Below are 17,750 nucleotides of genomic sequence, written 5' to 3' on the forward strand. Positions count from 1 at the left end.
TTCAACGACCCGCCTGCCCCGAGGAAACCCCCGCCATGGCCGAACCGCTGCTGATTGCCAAAAACGCCGCCACCCTGTGCGAGCTGCTGCCCGCCCTGGCAAACCGCCATGGACTGATCACGGGCGCGACGGGCACGGGCAAGACCGTCACCTTGCAGACCATGGCCGAGGGCTTCTCGAAAATCGGCGTGCCGGTGTTCATGGCCGACGTCAAGGGCGACCTGACCGGCATCAGCCAGGCCGGCAGTATCGCCGGCAAGCTGGCGCAGGTGCTGAAGGAGCGCGGCATCACCGCGCCCGAGCCGCTGGCGTGCCCCGCCACGCTGTGGGACGTGTTCGGCGAGCAGGGCCACCCCGTGCGCGCCACCATCTCCGACATGGGGCCGCTGCTGCTCGGGCGCATGCTCGATCTGAACGACACCCAGGCCGGCGTGCTCAACCTTGTGTTCAAGATCGCCGACGACAGCGGCCTGCTGCTGCTCGACCTGAAGGACCTGCGCGCCATGCTGCAATACGTCGGCGACAACGCCGGCCAGTTCACCACCCAGTACGGCAACGTGAGCGCGGCCAGCGTGGGCGCGATCCAGCGCGGACTGCTGCAGATCGAGTCCCAGGGCGGCGAGAAGTTCTTCGGCGAGCCGATGCTCAACATCGCGGACTTCATGCAGACGGTCAATGGCAAGGGGGTCATCAACATCCTGGCGGCCGACAAGCTGATGAACGCGCCGCGCCTGTATGCCACCTTCCTGCTGTGGCTGCTGTCCGAGCTGTTCGAGCAGTTGCCCGAGATCGGCGACCCCGAGCAACCGAAGCTGGTGTTCTTCTTCGACGAGGCGCACCTGCTGTTCAACGAGGCGCCCAAGGTGCTGGTGGAGCGCATCGAGCTGGTGGTGCGGCTGGTGCGCTCCAAGGGCGTGGGCGTGTATTTCGTCACGCAGAACCCGCTGGATATTCCCGATTCGGTGCTGGCGCAACTGGGCAACCGCGTGCAGCACGCGCTGCGCGCCTTCACGCCGCGCGACCAGAAGGCCGTGAAGGCCACGGCGCAGACCATGCGGCAAAAGCCCGGCCTGGACATCGAAGCCGCCATCACCGAACTGGCGGTGGGCGAGGCGCTGGTGAGCCTGCTCGACGCCAAGGGCCGCCCGAGCATGACCGAACGGGCCTATGTGCTGGCGCCGGGCAGCCAGATCGGCCCGATCACGCTGGCGCAGCGCCAGGCGCTGATCGCCGGCTCGCTGGTCGCCGGGGTCTACGAAAAAGTGGTGGACCGCGAGTCGGCTTACGAAAAACTCCAGGCCCGCACGGCGTCCGCACCTGCCAGCGCCCATCCGCCTGGCAGCACGACGGCGCAGCCCGCATCCGGCGGCATTCTGGGCGGGCTGAGCGACGTGCTGTTCGGCTCCACCGGCCCGCGCGGCGGCCAGCGCGACGGCCTGGCCCAATCCATGGCCAAATCGGCCGTGCGCACCATGGGCTCTACGGTCGGGCGCGAAATCATCCGCGGCGTGCTGGGCGGCATCTTCGGGAGCAAGAAACGCTGATGGAACCGATCACCATGCCCCCATTGCAACTCCCCACCTACGACGACGTCGCCGCCGCGGCGCGCAGGTTAGAGGGCCACGCGCACCGCACCCCGGTGCTGCGCTCGCGCACGGCCGACACCCTGCTCGGCGCGCAGCTGTTCTTCAAATGCGAGAACTTCCAGCGCATGGGGGCCTTCAAATTCCGCGGCGCGTTCAACGCGCTGTCGCAGTTCACACCCGCGCAGCGCAAAACCGGCGTGCTGGCCTTCTCGTCGGGCAACCATGCGCAGGCCGTCGCGCTGTCGGCGCGCATCCTGGGCATGCCCGCCGCGATTGTGATGCCGCAGGATGCGCCCGCCGCCAAGCTGGCGGCCACGCGCGGCTACGGCGCCGAGGTCATCACCTACGACCGCTTTACCGAAGACCGCCAGGCCATCAGCCAGCGGCTCGCCCAGGAGCGCGGCATGACCCTGATCCCGCCTTATGACCATCCCGATGTGCTGGCGGGCCAGGGCACCGCGGCCAAGGAATTGTTCGACGAGGTGGGCGAACTGGACCACCTGTTCGTGTGCCTGGGCGGCGGTGGTCTGTTGTCGGGCTCGGCGCTGGCCGCGCGCGCCCTGTCGCCGCGCTGCAAGGTTTACGGCGTGGAGCCGCAAGCCGGCAACGATGGCCAGCAGTCGTTCCAACGCGGCGAGATCGTGCACATCGACACTCCCCAAACCATCGCCGACGGCGCGCAAACGCAGTTCCTGGGGCAGTACACCTTTGCCATCATCCGGCGCGACGTGGACGACATCCTGACCGCGAGCGACGCGCAACTGGTGCAGGCCATGAGCTTCTTCGCCGAGCGCATGAAGATGCTGGTCGAGCCCACCGGCTGCCTGGGTTTTGCGGGCGCGCAGCACGGCGGCGTGGCGTTGAAGAGCGCGCGCGTCGGCGTGATCATCAGCGGCGGCAACGTGGATCTGGCGCGCTTTGCGCAACTGGTGGCGCCTTGAGCGCGAGCTTGCGTGCCCGCCCCTTTCACCGAGCCTTGTCAGCCCCGACACACCTCTGTACATTGCATTTTTTGAGGAGCCGCGATGCCCATTGAAGTTGCGCCGAAGTCCCCCGATCCCGTTGCCCCCGGCGGCGCCCCCGGCCCCAGCCATATTCGCCTGACCTCGCATGCCAGCGGGCATGGCGCCCTGCCCATCCACTGGGCAGCCGCCAGCGCCGCCGAGCGCGGCCCCGTGGTCGGCACCACATCAAAGCGCAGCCACCGCAACGTGATTGGCACGCACAGCGGCTCGTACAGCGTGTACCGGGCGCTGGCGGTGGCCTCCGGCGCGCTGTCGCCGCACCACAAGGCCGACCTGACCAACACTGCACCGACCGACGTCATCGGCCCCTATCCGCAGTGGAGCGAGCCGGGCCGGATCGTCTCGATGGACCCCTGGGGCGCCCGCATCGCCGAGGTGTTCGCGGCCGAGCTGGCGGCGGGCTACGACATTCGCCCGACCATCGCCGTGACCAAGGCGCACGTGATCCTGCCCGAGGTGATCGAGGCGCTGCAGTCGGGGCGGCTCAAGGCGGACGGCAAGTTCCTCACCGCAAACGGCGCGGCCATGGTGACCAAGGCGGCCATCGAGCCGGTCTGGTATTTGCCCGAAGTGGCCAGGCGCTTTGGCTGCACCGAGGCCGATTTGCGCCGCGTGCTGTTCGAGGAGACCGGCGGCATGTACCCCGAGCTGGTGACGCGCAGCGACCTGGAGGTGTTCTTGCCACCGATTGGCGGGCAAACGATTTACATCTTCGGCAACCCGCGCGACCTGGCCAACCCGGCGGTCGAACTCACGGCCCGCGTGCACGACGAGTGCAACGGCTCGGACGTGTTCGGCTCCGACATCTGCACCTGCCGCCCCTACCTCACGCACGCGATCGAGGAATGCATCCAGGGCGCGCAGCGCGGCGGCGTCGGGCTGGTCGCCTACTCGCGCAAGGAAGGCCGCGCGCTGGGCGAGGTGACGAAGTTTTTGGTCTACAACGCGCGCAAGCGCCAGCTCGGTGGCGACACCGCCGAGCAGTACTTTGCACGCACCGAATGCGTGGCCGGCGTGCAGGACATGCGCTTTCAGGAGCTCATGCCCGACACCTTGAATTGGCTCGGCATCACGAAAATCCACCGGCTCGTGTCCATGAGCAACATGAAGTTCGACGCCATCACCAAGGCCGGCATCGAGATCGTCGAGCGCGTGAATCTTCCCGATGCCCTGATTCCGGACGATGCCCGGGTCGAGATGGATGCCAAGATGGCGGCCGGCTATTTCACGCCCGGCGCCGTGCCGGATGCCGATGAGCTCAAAAAGGCCAAGGGCCGGCAACTGGATAAATGAAAGATATTGTTTTGATAGCAGACAGCGCAGATGCAACAAGGGCTGCAGCCTTATTACGCAGTACAGACACGATCCGCACGCGCGCCCGGGGCCTGCTGGCGCGTGCGCGTGCAGGTGAGTCCGTGTACTTCACGGTGCACAACGACGCGCTGGCTGAGGCAGCGGCGCTGGTGGCCGAAGTCACCCGCGAGCGCTACCCGGACCTGATCATTCCGTACCACAGCCGCTGGCGGCATTTCGAGGCCGGCGGGCTGGACCGCGTGGCGCTGCTGAATGAAGCCCTGGGCAAGGTATCGCCGCCGCGGCGCGCGCGCGCGCAGATCGATCTGGCCGTCGTCAGCGTGCTGCTCGACGCCGGCGCCGGGCCCGACTGGCATTACCTCGACCCGCGCTCCGGCCAGCGCCTGACGCGCTCGGAAGGCCTGGGCGTGGCGAGTTTCAACGCCTTCCGCAAGGGCCTGTTTTCGAGCAAGCCGACCCAGCGCTGCCAGGCCGACGCGCCGGGCTTGATGGCGCTGACGGCACGCCAGCTCGGCGCCGCATTTCAGGTCGGTGTCGACAACCCGATGGTGGGGCTGGACGGGCGTGCCGCGCTGCTGCGCCGCCTGGGCGAGGTCATTGCCGAGCAGCCCGAAATCTTTGGCGGCGCGGGCGGCCTGTGCCGACCCGGGCGCCTGTTCGATTACCTCACGGCGCCCGAGCAGACTGGCAGCAACGACGAGGCGACTGACGGTGCGACCACGGTGCCGGCCAGCCGTATCCTTTCCACACTTTTAACGGCCCTGGCCCCCATCTGGCCTGGACACAACGCTATTGAAAAAATAGCGCTCGGCGATTGCTGGCGGCATTCCGCCGTGCGCGGCGAAGGTCTCTCGGACGGCTGGATGCCGTTCCACAAACTCTCGCAATGGCTGACCTATTCGCTGCTGGAGCCGTTCGAGTGGGCGGGCGTGACCGTCACCGGCCTCGATGCGCTCACGGGCCTGCCCGAATACCGCAACGGCGGCCTGCTGCTCGATGCCGGCGTGCTGCGCCTGAAGGATGCGGCGCTGGCCACCCAGACACACCGCGCCGGCGATGAACTCATCGTCGAATGGCGCGCCCTGACCGTTGCCCTGCTGGACGAACTGGCGCCGCTGGTGCGTGAGCAGCTAGGATTGAGTGAATCGCAGATGCCGCTGGCCTGTGTGCTCGAGGGCGGCACCTGGGCGGCCGGCCGCGTGCTGGCGCAGCGCCAGCGCGGCGGCGCGCCGCCCCTCGCAATTGAGAGCGACGGAACCGTTTTTTGAAAAAGGAAGAAGAAACCCCATGACCACCCTGCCCGCCAATGTGCACCTGATCGATCACCCGCTGGTGCAGCACAAGCTGACGCTGATGCGCAAAAAAGAAGCGTCCACCAACACCTTCCGGCGCCTGCTGGGCGAGATCAGCAGCTTGATGGCCTACGAGGTCACACGCGACATGCCGATGCAGGACGTGCAGATCGAGACCCCGCTGGAGACCATGACCGCGCGCGTGATCGATGGCAAAAAGCTGGTGTTCGTCTCGATCCTGCGCGCCGGCAACGGCATTCTGGAAGGCATGCTGAACGTGGTGCCGGGCGCGCGCGTCGGACACGTGGGCCTGTACCGCGACCCGAAGACGCTGACGGCCGTGGAGTATTACTTCAAGATGCCGCAAGACATGCAAGAGCGTGACATCGTGGTCGTCGACCCGATGCTGGCGACCGGCAATTCGGCCATCGCCGCCGTGGAGCGGCTCAAGGAACTGAACCCGAAGTCGATCAAATTCGTCTGCCTGCTGACCTGCCCCGAGGGCATCGCCGCGCTGCACAGGGCGCACCCGGACGTGCCGATCTACACCGCCGCGATCGACCGCCAGCTCAACGAGCACGGCTACATCCTGCCCGGCCTGGGTGACGCGGGCGACCGCATCTTCGGGACCAAGTAGGCCGCAAAGACGCGCGCCATGAAAATCCTCGCAGATCTCGAAACGCTGCGGCGGCAATTTGGACAAGGCGCGTGCTCGCTACAAGAACAATAGCTGTCTGTGTACGCCAGTCAACGGCTGGAGGCGAATTCTTTTGATTTCTCCGTGAAATGCAACGCTCGTGGCAACACCCTTGACACCCGTTTTGTATTCCTTCCGCCGCTGCCCCTACGCCATGCGCGCACGCCTCGCGCTGGCGGTGAGCGCACAAGTCTGCGAACTGCGCGAAGTCGTGTTGCGCGACAAGCCGCCGGAGCTGCTGCAGGCCTCACCCAAGGCCACCGTGCCGGTCCTGATCGATGAGGGCGGCCGGGTCATCGACCAGAGCCTGGACATCATGCTGTGGGCCTTGCGGCACAACGATCCCGGGCAATGGTTGCGGCCCGAACGGGCGGATCTTGAAACCATGCTGGCGCTGATTGCCGAATTCGATGACGGCTTCAAATACCACCTGGACCGCTACAAGTACGCCGGCCGCCATGACGATGCAGACGGCGCCGCGGCGCCAGCGCACCGAGCGCAGGCCGCGGTCTATCTGGACCGGCTCAACGCGCAACTCCTCAGCACTCCCCATCTGTTCGGCGAGCGCGCGGCACTGGCCGACATGGCGCTGGCACCGTTCGTGCGCCAGTTCGCGCAGACCGACACCGGCTGGTTTGCACAACAGCCCTGGGCGCCGTTGCAGGCCTGGTTGTCCGCCTTCGTGAATTCGGCGCTATATGGCCGGATCATGCAAAAATATCCGAAATGGGAATCCGGCACGGCAGGCGTTTCGTTTCCACCCGATCCATGACGCAATAAGGCAGGCCTCATGACACGCTACTGGCTCATGAAATCCGAACCCGGCGAATGCTCGGTGGATGACGCGCTGGCTGCGCCCAGCGCCACGGTGCCTTGGGTCGGCGTGCGCAACTACCAGGCGCGCAACTTCATGCGCGATGGAATGCGCGTGGGTGACGGGGTGTTGTTCTACCACTCGAGTTGTGCCGAGCCCGGCATTGTCGGCATCGCGCAGGTGGCGTCCACGCCCTACCCCGACCCGACGCAGTTCGACTCGACGTCGCCCTACTTCGATGCCAGATCAAAACCAGAGGAGCCGCGCTGGTTGCTGGTGGACGTGCAGGTGCTGCGCAAGACGCGCAACCTCGCGCTGCCCGAGCTGCGCGCCCATGAGGCGCTTGAAGACCTGATGGTGCTGCGCAAGGGCAACCGCCTGTCCATCACGCCGGTCGAGCCGCAGCACTGGCGGATCATTTCAAAACTGCTCGATGCCCCGGCGCGTTGAAGCGAACGGCGGTTGACCCACCGTTTTGAGCGTGCGGGAAGATGCGCCACTAAGCCCGCTTTGATTCCAGCAACTTCACCAACGCCCATAGCACCCGGTTCGCCGGCGTCGCAATCCCCAACGCCTCGCCGCGCCGCACCACCAGCCCATTGAGGTAGTCGATCTCGCTGCGCTTGCCGCGCACCAGGTCTTGCGCGGTGGAGGAAAACTGGCTGGGCATGCTGTCGGCAAGCGTGTCCACCGCCGCCACCGCGTCGCCGGGCACTTGCACGCCCTCGGCCTGGGCCACGGCCAGGCATTCGGCCACCACGTCGCGCATCACGTCTTTTACGCCCTCGCCCTGCACGGTCTTGCCGTAGGGTAGCTGGGCGATGGCCGAGACGGCGTTGTAGGCGCAGTTGAGGATGAGCTTGGCCCACAGCGCGCCGCGCACGTTGCTGGAGACCTCGGTGGGCACGCCGGCTGCGATCAGCGCTTGCGCCACGGCTTCGCTGGAAAACGACCCGGAATGGGCGGGCTCGATCACCAGCTCGCCGCGGCCGTGATGCCTGACGTGGCCGGGGCCGGCCATTTCGGTAGCCACGTACACCACGGCCGCGGCCACCGCAGTGTCGGGCAGCACCGCGCGCAGCCGGTCGGCGTTGTCCACGCCGTTTTGCAGACACAGCACCAGGGCGTCGGCCGGCAGGTGCGGCCGCATCTGGGCGCCGGCGGATTCGGTGTCGGTGGACTTGACGCAGAACAGGACCACCTTAGCGCCCTGCACCGCGCCGGCCTCGGCGCTGGCAGCCAGGCGGACGTGCTCGTCGAAGCTGCGCGTTTCCATGCGCAGGCCGTCGCGGTGGATGGCCTGCACGTGCGGGGGCCGGGCGATCAGCACCACGTCGTGGCCGGCGCGCGCCAGCATGCCGCCGTAGTAGCAGCCCACGGCACCGGCACCCATGACAGCGACTTTCATGGTTCCACTCACGCTACGCCCTGCGCACGGCATCCGCGCTGAAACCGGCCTCGGCCCAGGCGCTTGCGCTGGCCCGGGTCAGCTTGAAAGAAGGCGCCACGCGGATTTCCGCCAGCGGCTCGCCAGAGGCATCCAGGGCGCGGAGCAGCGCGGACGGATTCTCTTCGTCGGGTTCGATGTCGAGCGAGATGCTCAGGCGCTCGGTGTTGTGCGTGATGGCGATCTGCTGGTGCAGCGTGGCGTGCAATTGCTGCTCATGCCGCCGCACGAATTCAGCGGCGGTCTTGACCAGGGTGTTGAACGCCGGTACATCCAGCGGCTTGGGGTTTTTCTTGTCGCGCCCCATGGTCCACGGCCCGACCAGGGCCGGCTCCGCGTGGCCTTGCAGCGTCATGGCCACGGCCCAGCCGTCGTCGTCTTCATTCTTGATGACGCGCGCCGTCCAGCCGTTGTCACGCCACAGGCGCGGTTCCTGAATTTTTTCTGTTCCGTCTTCGGCGTCGGTGGTTTGCATGGCGGGTGTTTTGAGTGAGGGGAGGATTGTAGGAGCCGCTGGCCCCTGGCATAAACTGCGGGGTTCACGCAGCAATGCGGCAAAACATCAAGGAACCTCACACATGGGCGCGCAGTGGAAAGCAAAAGGCAAGGCACAGGCCGCGGATGCCAGGGGCAAGCTGTTCGGGCGACTGGCCAAGGACATCATGGTGGCGGCGCGCGGCGGCGCCGATCCGGCCCTGAATTCGCGCCTGCGGCTGGTCGTGGAGCAGGCACGCAAGGTGTCCATGCCCAAGGAAACCCTGGACCGGGCCATCAAGAAAGGCGCCGGGCTCACGGGCGAGGCGGTGCAGTTCGAGCACGTGATGTACGAGGGCTTTGCGCCGCACCGCGTGCCCGTGATGGTCGAATGCCTGACCGATAACGTGAACCGCACCGCGCCCGAGATGCGCGTGCTGTTCCGCAAGGGCCAGCTGGGCACGTCGGGCTCGGTGTCCTGGGATTTCGACCATGTGGGCATGATCGAAGCCGAACCTGCCACGGCGGGCGCCGATCCCGAACTGGCCGCGATTGAAGCGGGCGCCCAGGACTTCGAGCCGGGCGAGGAAGACGGCACCACCCTGTTCCTGACCGATCCCACCGATCTCGATCTGGTGAGCCGCGCGCTGCCCACCCACGGTTTCAGCGTCTTGTCCGCCAAGCTGGGCTACCGGCCGAAGAACCCGATCGACCCCGCAAGCCTGGGCGCCGCGGAGCTGGAAGAGGTGGAAGCCTTCCTGGCGGCCATCGACGGCAACGACGACGTGCAGAACGTGTTTGTCGGTCTGGCGGGTTAAGCGCGTTCGCCCAGGGCGCTGGCGAGCGCCTCCAGCGCCTCGCCCACGGGCCGCTCCAGTTTGAGCGTCAACAGTTCATCCGCCCGCGTGCGCCCCAGATTCACGGCGGCCACCGGCTTGCCGGCCGCCACGGCCGCCTGCACGAAGCGAAAGCCCGAATACACCATCAGCGAGGAGCCGGCCACCAGCACGGCGTCGGCCTGCGCCAATGCGCCCAGCGCCTCGTTGACGCGCTCGCGTGGCACGTTCTCGCCGAAGAAGACCACGTCGGGCTTGAGCAGGCCGCCGCAGTGGGCGCACGCGGGAATATCAAAACCCGAGAAGTCGCGGGCCTCGAGGTCGGCGTCGCCGTCGGGCGCGGGCGTCGCATCCAGTGCGGCCCATTCGGGGTTGCGGCGCAACAGTTCGGCCTGCAGCGCCGCGCGCGGGCTGCGGGCTTCGCAGGCCATGCAGCGCACGATGTCGATGCGCCCGTGCAGGTCGATCACGCGCCGGCTGCCGGCGGCACGGTGCAGGCCATCCACGTTCTGCGTGAGCAGCAGCTCCATGCGCCCGGCCGTCTCCAGCCGGGCCAGCGCGCGGTGCGCCAGGCCAGGCCGTGCGTGGCCCATCACGCGCCAGCCGATCAGGCTGCGCGCCCAGTAGCGCTGGCGTGTGGCCTCCTCGCCCATGAAGGCCTGGTAGGTCACAGGCGCGGCGCGCTTCCAGTCGCCATTGGCGTCGCGGTAGTCCGGGATGCCCGATTCCGTGCTGCAGCCCGCGCCGGTCAGCACGAACAGCCGCCGGTGGCGCTGCGCGAATTCGGCCAGATCGGTCATCGTCATCGGGCGCCCCATGTCAGTGGCCTCACCGCGAGGGCGCGATGCTCTCGGCATAGTCGTACAGCGCGCCCAGGATCTCTTCACCGTGCTCGTCGGCCGTCTCCGACAACTGGTCGATCTCGGTGAACAGCTGCTCCACGGTGCGCGCACCACCCTCGCCTTCGAACAGGCGGGCCGCGCGGTGTTCTTCCCAGCGCCGGGCCTCGTCGTCCGACAAGGTCGCGGGATAGTTGCGCGCGCGGTAGCGAAACAGCAGTTCCTCCAGCCGCGGGTCGTCAAAACCGGTGCGGGCAGCGGCCAGTTTCTCCGGGGACAGGCTGCGCAGTTGCGTGAGCTTGCGCCGGTCGTTGTTGCCGACAAAGCCGCCGTACAAGTCCTCGTCCACGTCGGGCGCCGGCTCCGGAGGACGGCGGAAGACTTCCTGCCAGATCGCGCTCATGTCGGGCAGCGCGGCCGCAGCGCCGGCGTGCGCCAGGGCCTGGTCAACGTCCAGCCCCCAGCGCTGCGCCATCGCGGGCGTGAGCGTTTTGAGCTGGCTGATCACCATCGGCGACTTGTTCAGGTGAACCGTCTTGAGCGGCAGGCGCGTCATGCCCTCGGGCAGATCGTCGGCCCGGCTGAACAGGCGCGTGCGGATCGTGTCGGCGTCCAGCAGGGCGAGCTCGCGCGGGTCGTGCGCCAGGTCCCAGGCGATCAGCTCGTTCTTGTTGGTCGGGTGGCTGGCCAGCGGCCACATCACGGCGAGGCAGCCGCGCTCGGCCGGGAACATGCCCGAGATGTGCAGAAACGGCCGGGCAAACTGGTGCGAAGTGGGCAAGCCCAGCTCGGCCGCCACGCGGTCCTTTTTGTGCAGCCCCAGACAAAAGTCGAACAGCTTGGGCTGCGCGCCTCGAAGCAGCCGCGCCAGCGCGATGGTGGCGCGCACGTCGGACAGCGCGTCGTGCGCGGCCTCGTGGATGAGCCCATTGGCGGCCGTCAGGTCGGTCAGCTTGAAGCTGGCGCCGCCCTGCGCATTTTTTGGCCAGTTGACGCCGTCCGGGCGCAGCGCATACGCGGTTCGCACCACATCTAACAGGTCCCAGCGCCCGCACTCGTTTTGCCACTCGCGCGCGTACGGATCGATCAGGTTGCGCCAGAACATGAAGCGCGTGATCTCATCGTCGAAGCGGATGGTGTTGTAGCCCACGCCGATCGTGCCGGGCTCGGCCAGCGCCTGTTCGATCTGCGCGGCAAACTGGTGCTCCGGCACGCCGCGCGCCAGGCACAGCTGCGGCGTGATGCCGGTGATCAGGCACGACTGCGGATCGGGCAGGAAATCGGGCGCCGGCTGGCAGTACAGCATCAGGGGCTCGCCGATCTCGTTGAGATCGGCATCGGTGCGGATGGCCGCGAACTGGGCCGGCCGGTCACGCCGCACCTGGGTGCCGAAAGTTTCGTAGTCGTGCCAGAGAAAGGTGTGCATGATCACCCGGGAGTTTTAGGGATGAAATAGGCCTTTAGACCTTACTGGATATCGGTATATAGCTATTATTAGAATAGCAAAAGGGTCGGCAGCCTGACGCTGTCGACCCTTTGCATTTTGCCGCAGGCGGTATCAGCCGGTGGTCGCTTCTTCCGACTCCGGTTTGGCGCGGCCTTCCTTCTTGGGCAGCGGCTGGATATCGAGCTGCACCTCGCCGGTTTCGACACCCTTGTCGTCGGTGGTCACCTTCATGTCCACCGTCAGGCGTCCGCCCTCCATCAGGCGGCCGAACAGCAACTCATCGGCCAGCGCGCGGCGAATCGTATCCTGAATCAGGCGCTGCATCGGGCGCGCACCCATGAGCGGATCGAACCCCTTCTTGCCCAGGTACTTGCGCAGCGCATCGGTGAAGGTGACTTCCACCTTCTTCTCGGCCAGTTGCGTCTCGAGCTGCAGCAGGAACTTGTCGACCACGCGCAGGATCACGGTTTCGTCCAGCGCCTTGAAGCTCACCGTGGCGTCCAGCCGGTTCCGGAACTCGGGCGTGAACAGGCGCTTGATGTCCGCCATCTCGTCGCCCGCTTCGCGATGCGTCGTGAAGCCGATCATCGCCTTGTTCATGGTCTCGGCGCCCGCATTCGTCGTCATGATGATGATGATGTTGCGGAAGTCGGCCTTGCGCCCGTTGTTGTCGGTCAGCGTGCCATGGTCCATCACTTGCAGCAGCACGTTGAAGATGTCCGGGTGCGCCTTCTCGATCTCGTCGAGCAGCAGCACCGCGTGCGGCTTCTTGGTGACGGCCTCGGTCAGCAGACCGCCCTGGTCAAAACCGACGTAGCCCGGCGGCGCGCCGATCAGGCGGCTCACGGCGTGGCGCTCCATGTACTCCGACATGTCGAAGCGGATCAGCTCGATGCCCATGATGTAGGCGAGCTGCTTGGCCGCTTCGGTCTTGCCGACGCCCGTGGGACCGGAGAACAGGAACGAGCCGATCGGCTTGTCGCCCTTGCCCAGGCCCGAGCGCGCCATCTTGACGGCACTGGCCAGCACATCGAGGGCCTTGTCCTGGCCGAACACCACGCTCTTGAGGTCGCGCTCCAGCGTCTTGAGTTTGCCGCGGTCGTCGTTGGACACATTGGCCGGCGGAATGCGCGCGATCTTCGCCACGATTTCCTCGACCTCGGTCTTGGTGATCGTTTTCTTGCGCTTGTTGGCAGGCAGGATGCGCTGCGCGGCGCCAGCCTCGTCGATCACGTCGATCGCCTTGTCGGGCAGATGCCGGTCGTTGATGTACTTGGCGGACAGCTCCGCTGCGGCCTGCAGCGCCGCCACGGCGTACTTGACGCTGTGGTGCTCTTCAAAGCGCGACTTCAATCCCTTGAGGATTTCCACGGTTTCGGCGACGGTGGGCTCCACCACATCCACTTTCTGGAAGCGCCGTGACAGCGCAGCGTCCTTCTCAAAGATCCCCCGATACTCGGTGAACGTGGTGGCGCCGATGCACTTGATCTGGCCCGAACTGAGCGCCGGCTTGAGCAGGTTGGACGCGTCCAGCGTGCCGCCCGAGGCCGCGCCGGCCCCGATCAGGGTGTGGATCTCGTCGATGAACAGGATCGCATTGGGCTTGTCCTTGAGGCTCTTCAGCACACCCTTGAGGCGCTGCTCGAAGTCCCCGCGGTATTTGGTGCCGGCCAGCAGCGCGCCCATGTCGAGCGAATAGACGTTCGACTCGGCAAGGATTTCCGGCACATCCTTTTGCGTGATGCGCCAGGCCAGGCCTTCGGCAATCGCGGTCTTGCCGACACCGGCCTCGCCGACCAGCAGCGGGTTGTTCTTGCGCCGGCGGCACAGGATCTGGATCACGCGCTCGACCTCGTATTCGCGGCCGATCAGCGGGTCGATCTTGCCGTCCTTGGCGAGCTGGTTCAGGTTCTGCGTGTACTGCTCCAGCGGCGATGCCTTTTCGTTGCGCTCACCGCCCTCTTCGCCTTCCTGGGCGGCCGATTCGCTGCTCTTGGCGGGCTCGGGCGGATCGCTTTTCTTGATGCCGTGCGCGATGAAGTTCACCACGTCCAGCCTTGTGACGCCCTGCTGGTGCAGGTAATACACGGCGTGCGAGTCTTTCTCGCCGAAGATCGCCACCAGCACATTCGCGCCGGTGACTTCCTTCTTGCCGTTGCCCGTGGACTGCACGTGCATGATGGCGCGCTGGATCACACGCTGGAAGCCCAGCGTGGGCTGTGTATCGACATCGTCGGCACCCGCCACCTGCGGCGTGTTGTCCTTGATGAAGTTGGCGAGCGACTTGCGCAAGTCGTCGATGTTGGCCGAGCAGGCCCGCAGCACCTCGGCGGCGCTGGGGTTATCGAGCAAGGCGAGCAACAGGTGCTCCACGGTGATGAACTCGTGGCGCTGCTGCCTGGCCTCCACGAAGGCCATGTGCAAGCTGACTTCCAATTCCTGGGCAATCATGTGATTTCCTTTTTGCCTTGCTGTAATGATGAACTTTATATGGACGCTTGTGTAATTTATTCAACAGGCTCGCTGATACATTGCAGCGGATGCCCTGCCTTGTTGGCGGCGTCCATGACCTGGTCGACCTTGGTGGCCGCCACGTCCCTCGAATACACGCCGCACACGCCCCGGCCGTCCAGGTGGATCTTGAGCATGATCTGCGTCGCGGTCTCGCGGTCCTTGTTGAAAAACTCCTGGATCACCACCACCACGAACTCCATCGGCGTGTAGTCGTCATTGAGCATCACCACCTGGTGCATGTGGGGGGGCTTGACCTTCTGGGTGCGCCGCTCCAGAACGACCGAGTCGCCATTCTCCCCGTCGGGCGGCTGAGTCCTCGGCGCAGGGGGTTTGGAGGGGATTTTGGTTGCCATGGATTTCATTCTATCGGGCAGTTCGCCGCGCTGCACCACGAGGGTAAATTGGTGACGCCCGGGCCACATTCAAGCCCGAAAAGCAAAACCGCCCCGCAGAAGGCGCTGCGGGGCGGTGATCCGGTGCAGGGCGGCTGTGGGCCGCCCGCGCCAATACAAACTTTACATGTGATCGATCATGACCTGGCCAAAGCCGGAGCAGCTCACCTGCGTGGCGCCGTCCATCAGCCGGGCGAAGTCATAGGTGACCTTTTTGCTCAGAATCGACTTTTCCATCGAACTGATGATCAAGTCCGCTGCGGCCGTCCAGCCCATGTGGCGCAGCATCATCTCGGCCGAGAGGATTTCGGAGCCCGGGTTCACGTAGTCCTTGCCGGCATACTTGGGCGCCGTGCCGTGCGTGGCTTCGAACATGGCAATCGTGTCGCTCAGGTTCGCGCCGGGAGCGATACCGATGCCGCCAACCTGCGCGGCCAGCGCGTCGGACACGTAGTCGCCGTTCAGGTTGAGCGTGGCGATCACCGAGTATTCGGCCGGGCGCAGCAGGATTTGCTGCAAGAAAGCGTCGGCAATGCTGTCCTTGACCGTGATGTCCTTACCCGTCTTGGGGTTCTTGAACTTCATCCACGGACCGCCGTCGATCAGCTGGGCGCCAAATTCCTTCGCCGCCAGGCCATAGGCCCAATCGCGGAACCCCCCTTCGGTGAACTTCATGATGTTGCCCTTGTGCACGATGGTCACGCTGGGCTTGTCGTTGTCGATCGCGTACTGGATCGCCTTGCGCACCAGGCGCTCGGTGCCTTCGCGCGACACCGGCTTGATGCCGATGCCGGACGTGTTCGGGAAGCGGATCTTCTTGACGCCCATTTCGTCCTGCAGGAACTTGATGAGCTTTTTGGCCTTGTCGGACTCGGCCTCGAACTCGATGCCGGCGTAGATGTCTTCCGAGTTTTCGCGGAAGATCACCATGTTGGTTTTTTCGGGCTCCTTCACCGGCGAGGGCACGCCCTTGAAGTACTGGATCGGGCGCAGGCACACGTACAGGTCGAGCTGCTGGCGCAGCGCCACGTTGAGCGAACGGATGCCGCCGCCCACAGGCGTGGTCAGCGGCCCCTTGATGGACACCACATAGTCGCGCACCGCCTCCAGGGTCTCATCCGGCAGCCAGACGTCGGGACCATACACCTGGGTGGATTTTTCACCGGCATAGACCTCCATCCAGTGGATCTTCTTCTTGCCGCCGTAGGCCTTGGCAACCGCGGCATCCACCACTTTCAGCATCACCGGCGTGATGTCGGCGCCCGTGCCGTCGCCTTCGATAAAGGGGATCACGGGCTGGTCAGGCACATTCAGGGACATGTCGGCGTTGACGGTAATTTTCTGGCCCTCGGCGGGCACCTTGATGTGCTGATACATGGGGGGAACTTCTCCGGTGGTGACTGGCTTGATTCGGCCGCTTTTGCTGTTCGAAGGGAACCTGCGGATTTTAGCTTTAAAAATTTCTGTCGCTTCTGTCAACCAAGCGCAAAGCGGCCCCGTTACAGAAGAGCCTTCCGATTACTGGGAGGGAGCTTCACCATAACGTTACCTCAAGGAATTCTCAAATGAACAAAATCCTCGGCGCCCTGATCGCTGGTCTGTTTGCTGTTGGTGCCTACGCACAAGCGCCTGCCGCCCCCGCTGCTGCACCTGCAGCCCCCGCCGCTGCCGCAGCACCTGCCGCCACGCCAGCCGCTGCCGCTCCTGCCAAGGCCACGAAAAAGGCCCACAAAGCCAAGAAGACCCATAAAGCCAAGAAGGCTGCGAAAGCCGCTGCCCCCAAGACTGAATAAGTCCTTTTGACTTTGCGCGAAAATGCCCGCTCCTGCGGGCATTTTTGTTTTTGAGCCCGCCCTTTGAAGGTGAACGCCATGAATCTGCGCTCCGCGTCGTTATCCATCCTCGTCATCGGCCTCGCCTTGCTGGCAGGCACGGCGAACGCCCAGGGCAGCCCGCAACTGGAGCTGCCGCGTATCAAGCTGACAGCCGACATGTACCAGATCGACGTCCAGCTGGCGCAGACCCCCGCGCAGCGCGAATTCGGGTTGATGTTTCGCAAGCGGATGCCGCAGCCCGAGGGCATGCTGTTTGTGTTTGACGTGCCGGCCACTCAATGCTTCTGGATGAAGAACACCATCCTGCCGCTGACGGCTGCGTTCGTGGCCGACGACGGCACCATCGTGAATCTGGCCGACATGGCGCCGCAGACCACCGACTCGCACTGCTCGGCCAGGCCCGTGCGCTACGTGCTGGAAATGAATCAGGGCTGGTTTGCCAAAAGAGCGATCAAGGCCGGTTTCAAGCTGGGTGGCAAACCGTTCGAGGGGCATTGACGCCCGTCACCTGCCGCCTGGCGCGTTCTTTTTGCCAGCAAGGCGCGCGGTACCCGCACCAGATGCAAAAAAGCCGGCTCGCGCCGGCTTTTTCATGGGACAGTAGCCGCTATCAGCCGAAGTTTTTCTCGGCAAAGCTCCAGTTCACCAGCTTGTCGAGGAAGGTTTCCACGTATTTCGGGCGCAGGTTGCGGTAGTCGATGTAGTAGGCGTGCTCCCACACGTCCACGGTCAGCAGCGCCTTGTCGGCCGTGGTCAGCGGCGTGCCGGCGGCACCCATGTTGACGATATCCACCGAGCCATCGGCCTTCTTCACCAGCCAGGTCCAGCCGGAGCCGAAGTTGCCGACCGCCGACTTCACGAATGCTTCCTTGAACGCGGCATAGCTGCCCCACTTGGCCGCAATGGCTTTGGCCAGCGCGCCGGACGGCTCGCCGCCGCCACTCGGCTTCATGCAATTCCAGAAGAAGGTATGGTTCCAGATCTGCGCGGAATTGTTGTAGATGCCACCGCTGGATTTTTTGACGATGTCTTCCAGTGCCATGTTCTCGAATTCGGTACCCTTTTGCAGGTTGTTGAGGTTCACCACATAGGCGTTGTGGTGCTTGCCGTAGTGGTACTCCATGGTTTCCTTGGAGTAACTGGGGGCCAGCGCGTCGATCGCGTAAGGCAGTGCAGGCAGCTTGTGTTCCATGATTTCTTTCCTCGTGGTTTGTTGTCGGGATTGCTGATTGTAGGAA

At 65.2% G+C, this 17,750-nt stretch carries 18 protein-coding genes; 10 read left to right on the forward strand and 8 right to left on the reverse strand.

The features are described 5' to 3' along the window. The first annotated feature begins 35 nt into the window (after nucleotides 1–35). The 7 genes from B0E49_RS05920 to B0E49_RS05950 all read left to right on the forward strand — a co-directional run bounded on the left by B0E49_RS05920 (nucleotide 36) and on the right by B0E49_RS05950 (nucleotide 7,178). Entirely contained in the window at nucleotides 36–1,544 is a 1,509-nt protein-coding gene (locus tag B0E49_RS05920; RefSeq protein ID WP_077561158.1) for a helicase HerA-like domain-containing protein, read from the forward strand. Further along, nucleotides 1,544–2,527: a threo-3-hydroxy-L-aspartate ammonia-lyase gene (locus tag B0E49_RS05925; protein ID WP_502688698.1), complete on the forward strand. Its 984-nt coding sequence runs from the start codon at nucleotides 1,544–1,546 to the stop codon at nucleotides 2,525–2,527. The genes B0E49_RS05920 and B0E49_RS05925 overlap by 1 nt, the downstream gene beginning before the upstream one ends. Nucleotides 2,528–2,611: 84 nt before the next feature. Beyond that, a complete protein-coding gene (locus tag B0E49_RS05930; RefSeq protein ID WP_077561160.1) occupies nucleotides 2,612–3,904 on the forward strand; it encodes a GTP cyclohydrolase II in 1,293 nt (430 codons plus the stop codon). Further along, nucleotides 3,901–5,193, forward strand: a complete 1,293-nt coding sequence (locus B0E49_RS05935) for a URC4/urg3 family protein (protein ID WP_077561162.1) — start codon at nucleotides 3,901–3,903, stop codon at nucleotides 5,191–5,193. Before B0E49_RS05930 ends, B0E49_RS05935 begins: the two co-directional genes overlap by 4 nt. Before the next feature lie 19 nt (nucleotides 5,194–5,212). Continuing rightward, nucleotides 5,213–5,854, forward strand: a complete 642-nt coding sequence (upp, locus tag B0E49_RS05940; RefSeq protein WP_077561164.1) for a uracil phosphoribosyltransferase — start codon at nucleotides 5,213–5,215, stop codon at nucleotides 5,852–5,854. Nucleotides 5,855–6,014: 160 nt separating this feature from the next. Further along, nucleotides 6,015–6,686 carry a glutathione S-transferase gene (locus B0E49_RS05945; protein WP_286137829.1) on the forward strand — a complete coding sequence of 224 codons (672 nt, stop codon included), beginning with the start codon at nucleotides 6,015–6,017 and terminating at the stop codon, nucleotides 6,684–6,686. Between the two features lie 18 nt (nucleotides 6,687–6,704). Beyond that, nucleotides 6,705–7,178 (forward strand): EVE domain-containing protein, encoded by a 474-nt coding sequence (locus B0E49_RS05950; protein WP_077561166.1) that lies wholly within the window; start codon nucleotides 6,705–6,707, stop codon nucleotides 7,176–7,178. Between the two features lie 49 nt (nucleotides 7,179–7,227). Here B0E49_RS05950 and B0E49_RS05955 read toward each other — a convergent pair whose 3' ends face one another. Together B0E49_RS05955 and B0E49_RS05960 are read right to left on the reverse strand one after the other, a co-directional pair. Beyond that, nucleotides 7,228–8,136, reverse strand: a complete 909-nt coding sequence (locus B0E49_RS05955; protein WP_077561168.1) for a ketopantoate reductase family protein — start codon at nucleotides 8,134–8,136, stop codon at nucleotides 7,228–7,230. Nucleotides 8,137–8,149: 13 nt separating this feature from the next. Beyond that, nucleotides 8,150–8,650 carry a hypothetical protein gene (locus B0E49_RS05960; RefSeq protein ID WP_077561170.1) on the reverse strand — a complete coding sequence of 167 codons (501 nt, stop codon included), beginning with the start codon at nucleotides 8,648–8,650 and terminating at the stop codon, nucleotides 8,150–8,152. Between the two features lie 103 nt (nucleotides 8,651–8,753). On the opposite strand from B0E49_RS05960, the gene B0E49_RS05965 reads away from it, so the two are divergent. Further along, the gene (locus B0E49_RS05965) at nucleotides 8,754–9,467 is read left to right on the forward strand and encodes a YebC/PmpR family DNA-binding transcriptional regulator (protein WP_077561171.1); all 714 of its coding nucleotides are present in this window, start codon (nucleotides 8,754–8,756) and stop codon (nucleotides 9,465–9,467) included. Here the strand turns inward: B0E49_RS05965 and B0E49_RS05970 are convergent. The 5 genes from B0E49_RS05970 to icd all read right to left on the reverse strand — a co-directional run bounded on the left by B0E49_RS05970 (nucleotide 9,464) and on the right by icd (nucleotide 16,054). Next, nucleotides 9,464–10,291, reverse strand: a complete 828-nt coding sequence (locus B0E49_RS05970; protein WP_286137830.1) for an NAD-dependent protein deacetylase — start codon at nucleotides 10,289–10,291, stop codon at nucleotides 9,464–9,466. The genes B0E49_RS05965 and B0E49_RS05970 overlap by 4 nt on opposite strands. 22 nt (nucleotides 10,292–10,313) lie before the next feature. Then, complete coding sequence (sbcB, locus tag B0E49_RS05975) at nucleotides 10,314–11,753, reverse strand: exodeoxyribonuclease I (protein ID WP_077561300.1); 1,440 nt, start codon at nucleotides 11,751–11,753, stop codon at nucleotides 10,314–10,316. A gap of 129 nt (nucleotides 11,754–11,882) precedes the next feature. Then, on the reverse strand, nucleotides 11,883–14,222 hold the full coding sequence (clpA, locus tag B0E49_RS05980) for an ATP-dependent Clp protease ATP-binding subunit ClpA (protein ID WP_077561174.1): 2,340 nt from the start codon (nucleotides 14,220–14,222) through the stop codon (nucleotides 11,883–11,885). 56 nt (nucleotides 14,223–14,278) lie between these two features. Continuing rightward, complete coding sequence (clpS, locus tag B0E49_RS05985) at nucleotides 14,279–14,638, reverse strand: ATP-dependent Clp protease adapter ClpS (protein ID WP_077561176.1); 360 nt, start codon at nucleotides 14,636–14,638, stop codon at nucleotides 14,279–14,281. A 162-nt stretch (nucleotides 14,639–14,800) separates the two neighbouring features. Further along, the gene (icd, locus tag B0E49_RS05990; protein ID WP_077561178.1) at nucleotides 14,801–16,054 is read right to left on the reverse strand and encodes an NADP-dependent isocitrate dehydrogenase; all 1,254 of its coding nucleotides are present in this window, start codon (nucleotides 16,052–16,054) and stop codon (nucleotides 14,801–14,803) included. A 188-nt stretch (nucleotides 16,055–16,242) separates the two neighbouring features. Here icd and B0E49_RS20470 point away from each other — a divergent pair, with 188 nt between their 5' ends. Then, complete coding sequence (locus B0E49_RS20470) at nucleotides 16,243–16,470, forward strand: hypothetical protein (RefSeq protein WP_077561180.1); 228 nt, start codon at nucleotides 16,243–16,245, stop codon at nucleotides 16,468–16,470. Between the two features lie 78 nt (nucleotides 16,471–16,548). Beyond that, a complete protein-coding gene (locus tag B0E49_RS06000) occupies nucleotides 16,549–17,010 on the forward strand; it encodes a DUF192 domain-containing protein (RefSeq protein WP_077561301.1) in 462 nt (153 codons plus the stop codon). A gap of 112 nt (nucleotides 17,011–17,122) precedes the next feature. Here the strand turns inward: B0E49_RS06000 and B0E49_RS06005 are convergent, their stop codons facing one another. Then, nucleotides 17,123–17,704: a superoxide dismutase gene (locus B0E49_RS06005; RefSeq protein WP_077561181.1), complete on the reverse strand. Its 582-nt coding sequence runs from the start codon at nucleotides 17,702–17,704 to the stop codon at nucleotides 17,123–17,125. Nucleotides 17,705–17,750 lie beyond the last annotated feature (46 nt).

It is taken from the genome of Polaromonas sp. C04 (assembly GCF_002002705.1).
Lineage (GTDB): Bacteria > Pseudomonadota > Gammaproteobacteria > Burkholderiales > Burkholderiaceae_C > Rhodoferax_A.

Bases quoted from the DNA above. Each gene is read 5' to 3' on its own strand.
- B0E49_RS20470 (WP_077561180.1), top strand. From the start codon at position 16,243: ATGAACAAAATCCTCGGCGCCCTGATCGCTGGTCTGTTTGCTGTTGGT.
- B0E49_RS05960 (WP_077561170.1), bottom strand. From the start codon at position 8,650: ATGCAAACCACCGACGCCGAAGACGGAACAGAAAAAATTCAGGAACCG.
- B0E49_RS05930 (WP_077561160.1), top strand. From the start codon at position 2,612: ATGCCCATTGAAGTTGCGCCGAAGTCCCCCGATCCCGTTGCCCCCGGC.
- B0E49_RS06005 (WP_077561181.1), bottom strand. From the start codon at position 17,704: ATGGAACACAAGCTGCCTGCACTGCCTTACGCGATCGACGCGCTGGCC.
- B0E49_RS05925 (WP_502688698.1), top strand. From the start codon at position 1,544: ATGGAACCGATCACCATGCCCCCATTGCAACTCCCCACCTACGACGAC.
- B0E49_RS05955 (WP_077561168.1), bottom strand. From the start codon at position 8,136: ATGAAAGTCGCTGTCATGGGTGCCGGTGCCGTGGGCTGCTACTACGGC.
- icd (WP_077561178.1), bottom strand. From the start codon at position 16,054: ATGTATCAGCACATCAAGGTGCCCGCCGAGGGCCAGAAAATTACCGTC.
- clpA (WP_077561174.1), bottom strand. From the start codon at position 14,222: ATGATTGCCCAGGAATTGGAAGTCAGCTTGCACATGGCCTTCGTGGAG.
- B0E49_RS05965 (WP_077561171.1), top strand. From the start codon at position 8,754: ATGGGCGCGCAGTGGAAAGCAAAAGGCAAGGCACAGGCCGCGGATGCC.
- upp (WP_077561164.1), top strand. From the start codon at position 5,213: ATGACCACCCTGCCCGCCAATGTGCACCTGATCGATCACCCGCTGGTG.
- B0E49_RS05920 (WP_077561158.1), top strand. From the start codon at position 36: ATGGCCGAACCGCTGCTGATTGCCAAAAACGCCGCCACCCTGTGCGAG.
- B0E49_RS05935 (WP_077561162.1), top strand. From the start codon at position 3,901: ATGAAAGATATTGTTTTGATAGCAGACAGCGCAGATGCAACAAGGGCT.
- B0E49_RS05950 (WP_077561166.1), top strand. From the start codon at position 6,705: ATGACACGCTACTGGCTCATGAAATCCGAACCCGGCGAATGCTCGGTG.
- B0E49_RS06000 (WP_077561301.1), top strand. From the start codon at position 16,549: ATGAATCTGCGCTCCGCGTCGTTATCCATCCTCGTCATCGGCCTCGCC.
- clpS (WP_077561176.1), bottom strand. From the start codon at position 14,638: ATGGCAACCAAAATCCCCTCCAAACCCCCTGCGCCGAGGACTCAGCCG.
- B0E49_RS05970 (WP_286137830.1), bottom strand. From the start codon at position 10,291: ATGACGATGACCGATCTGGCCGAATTCGCGCAGCGCCACCGGCGGCTG.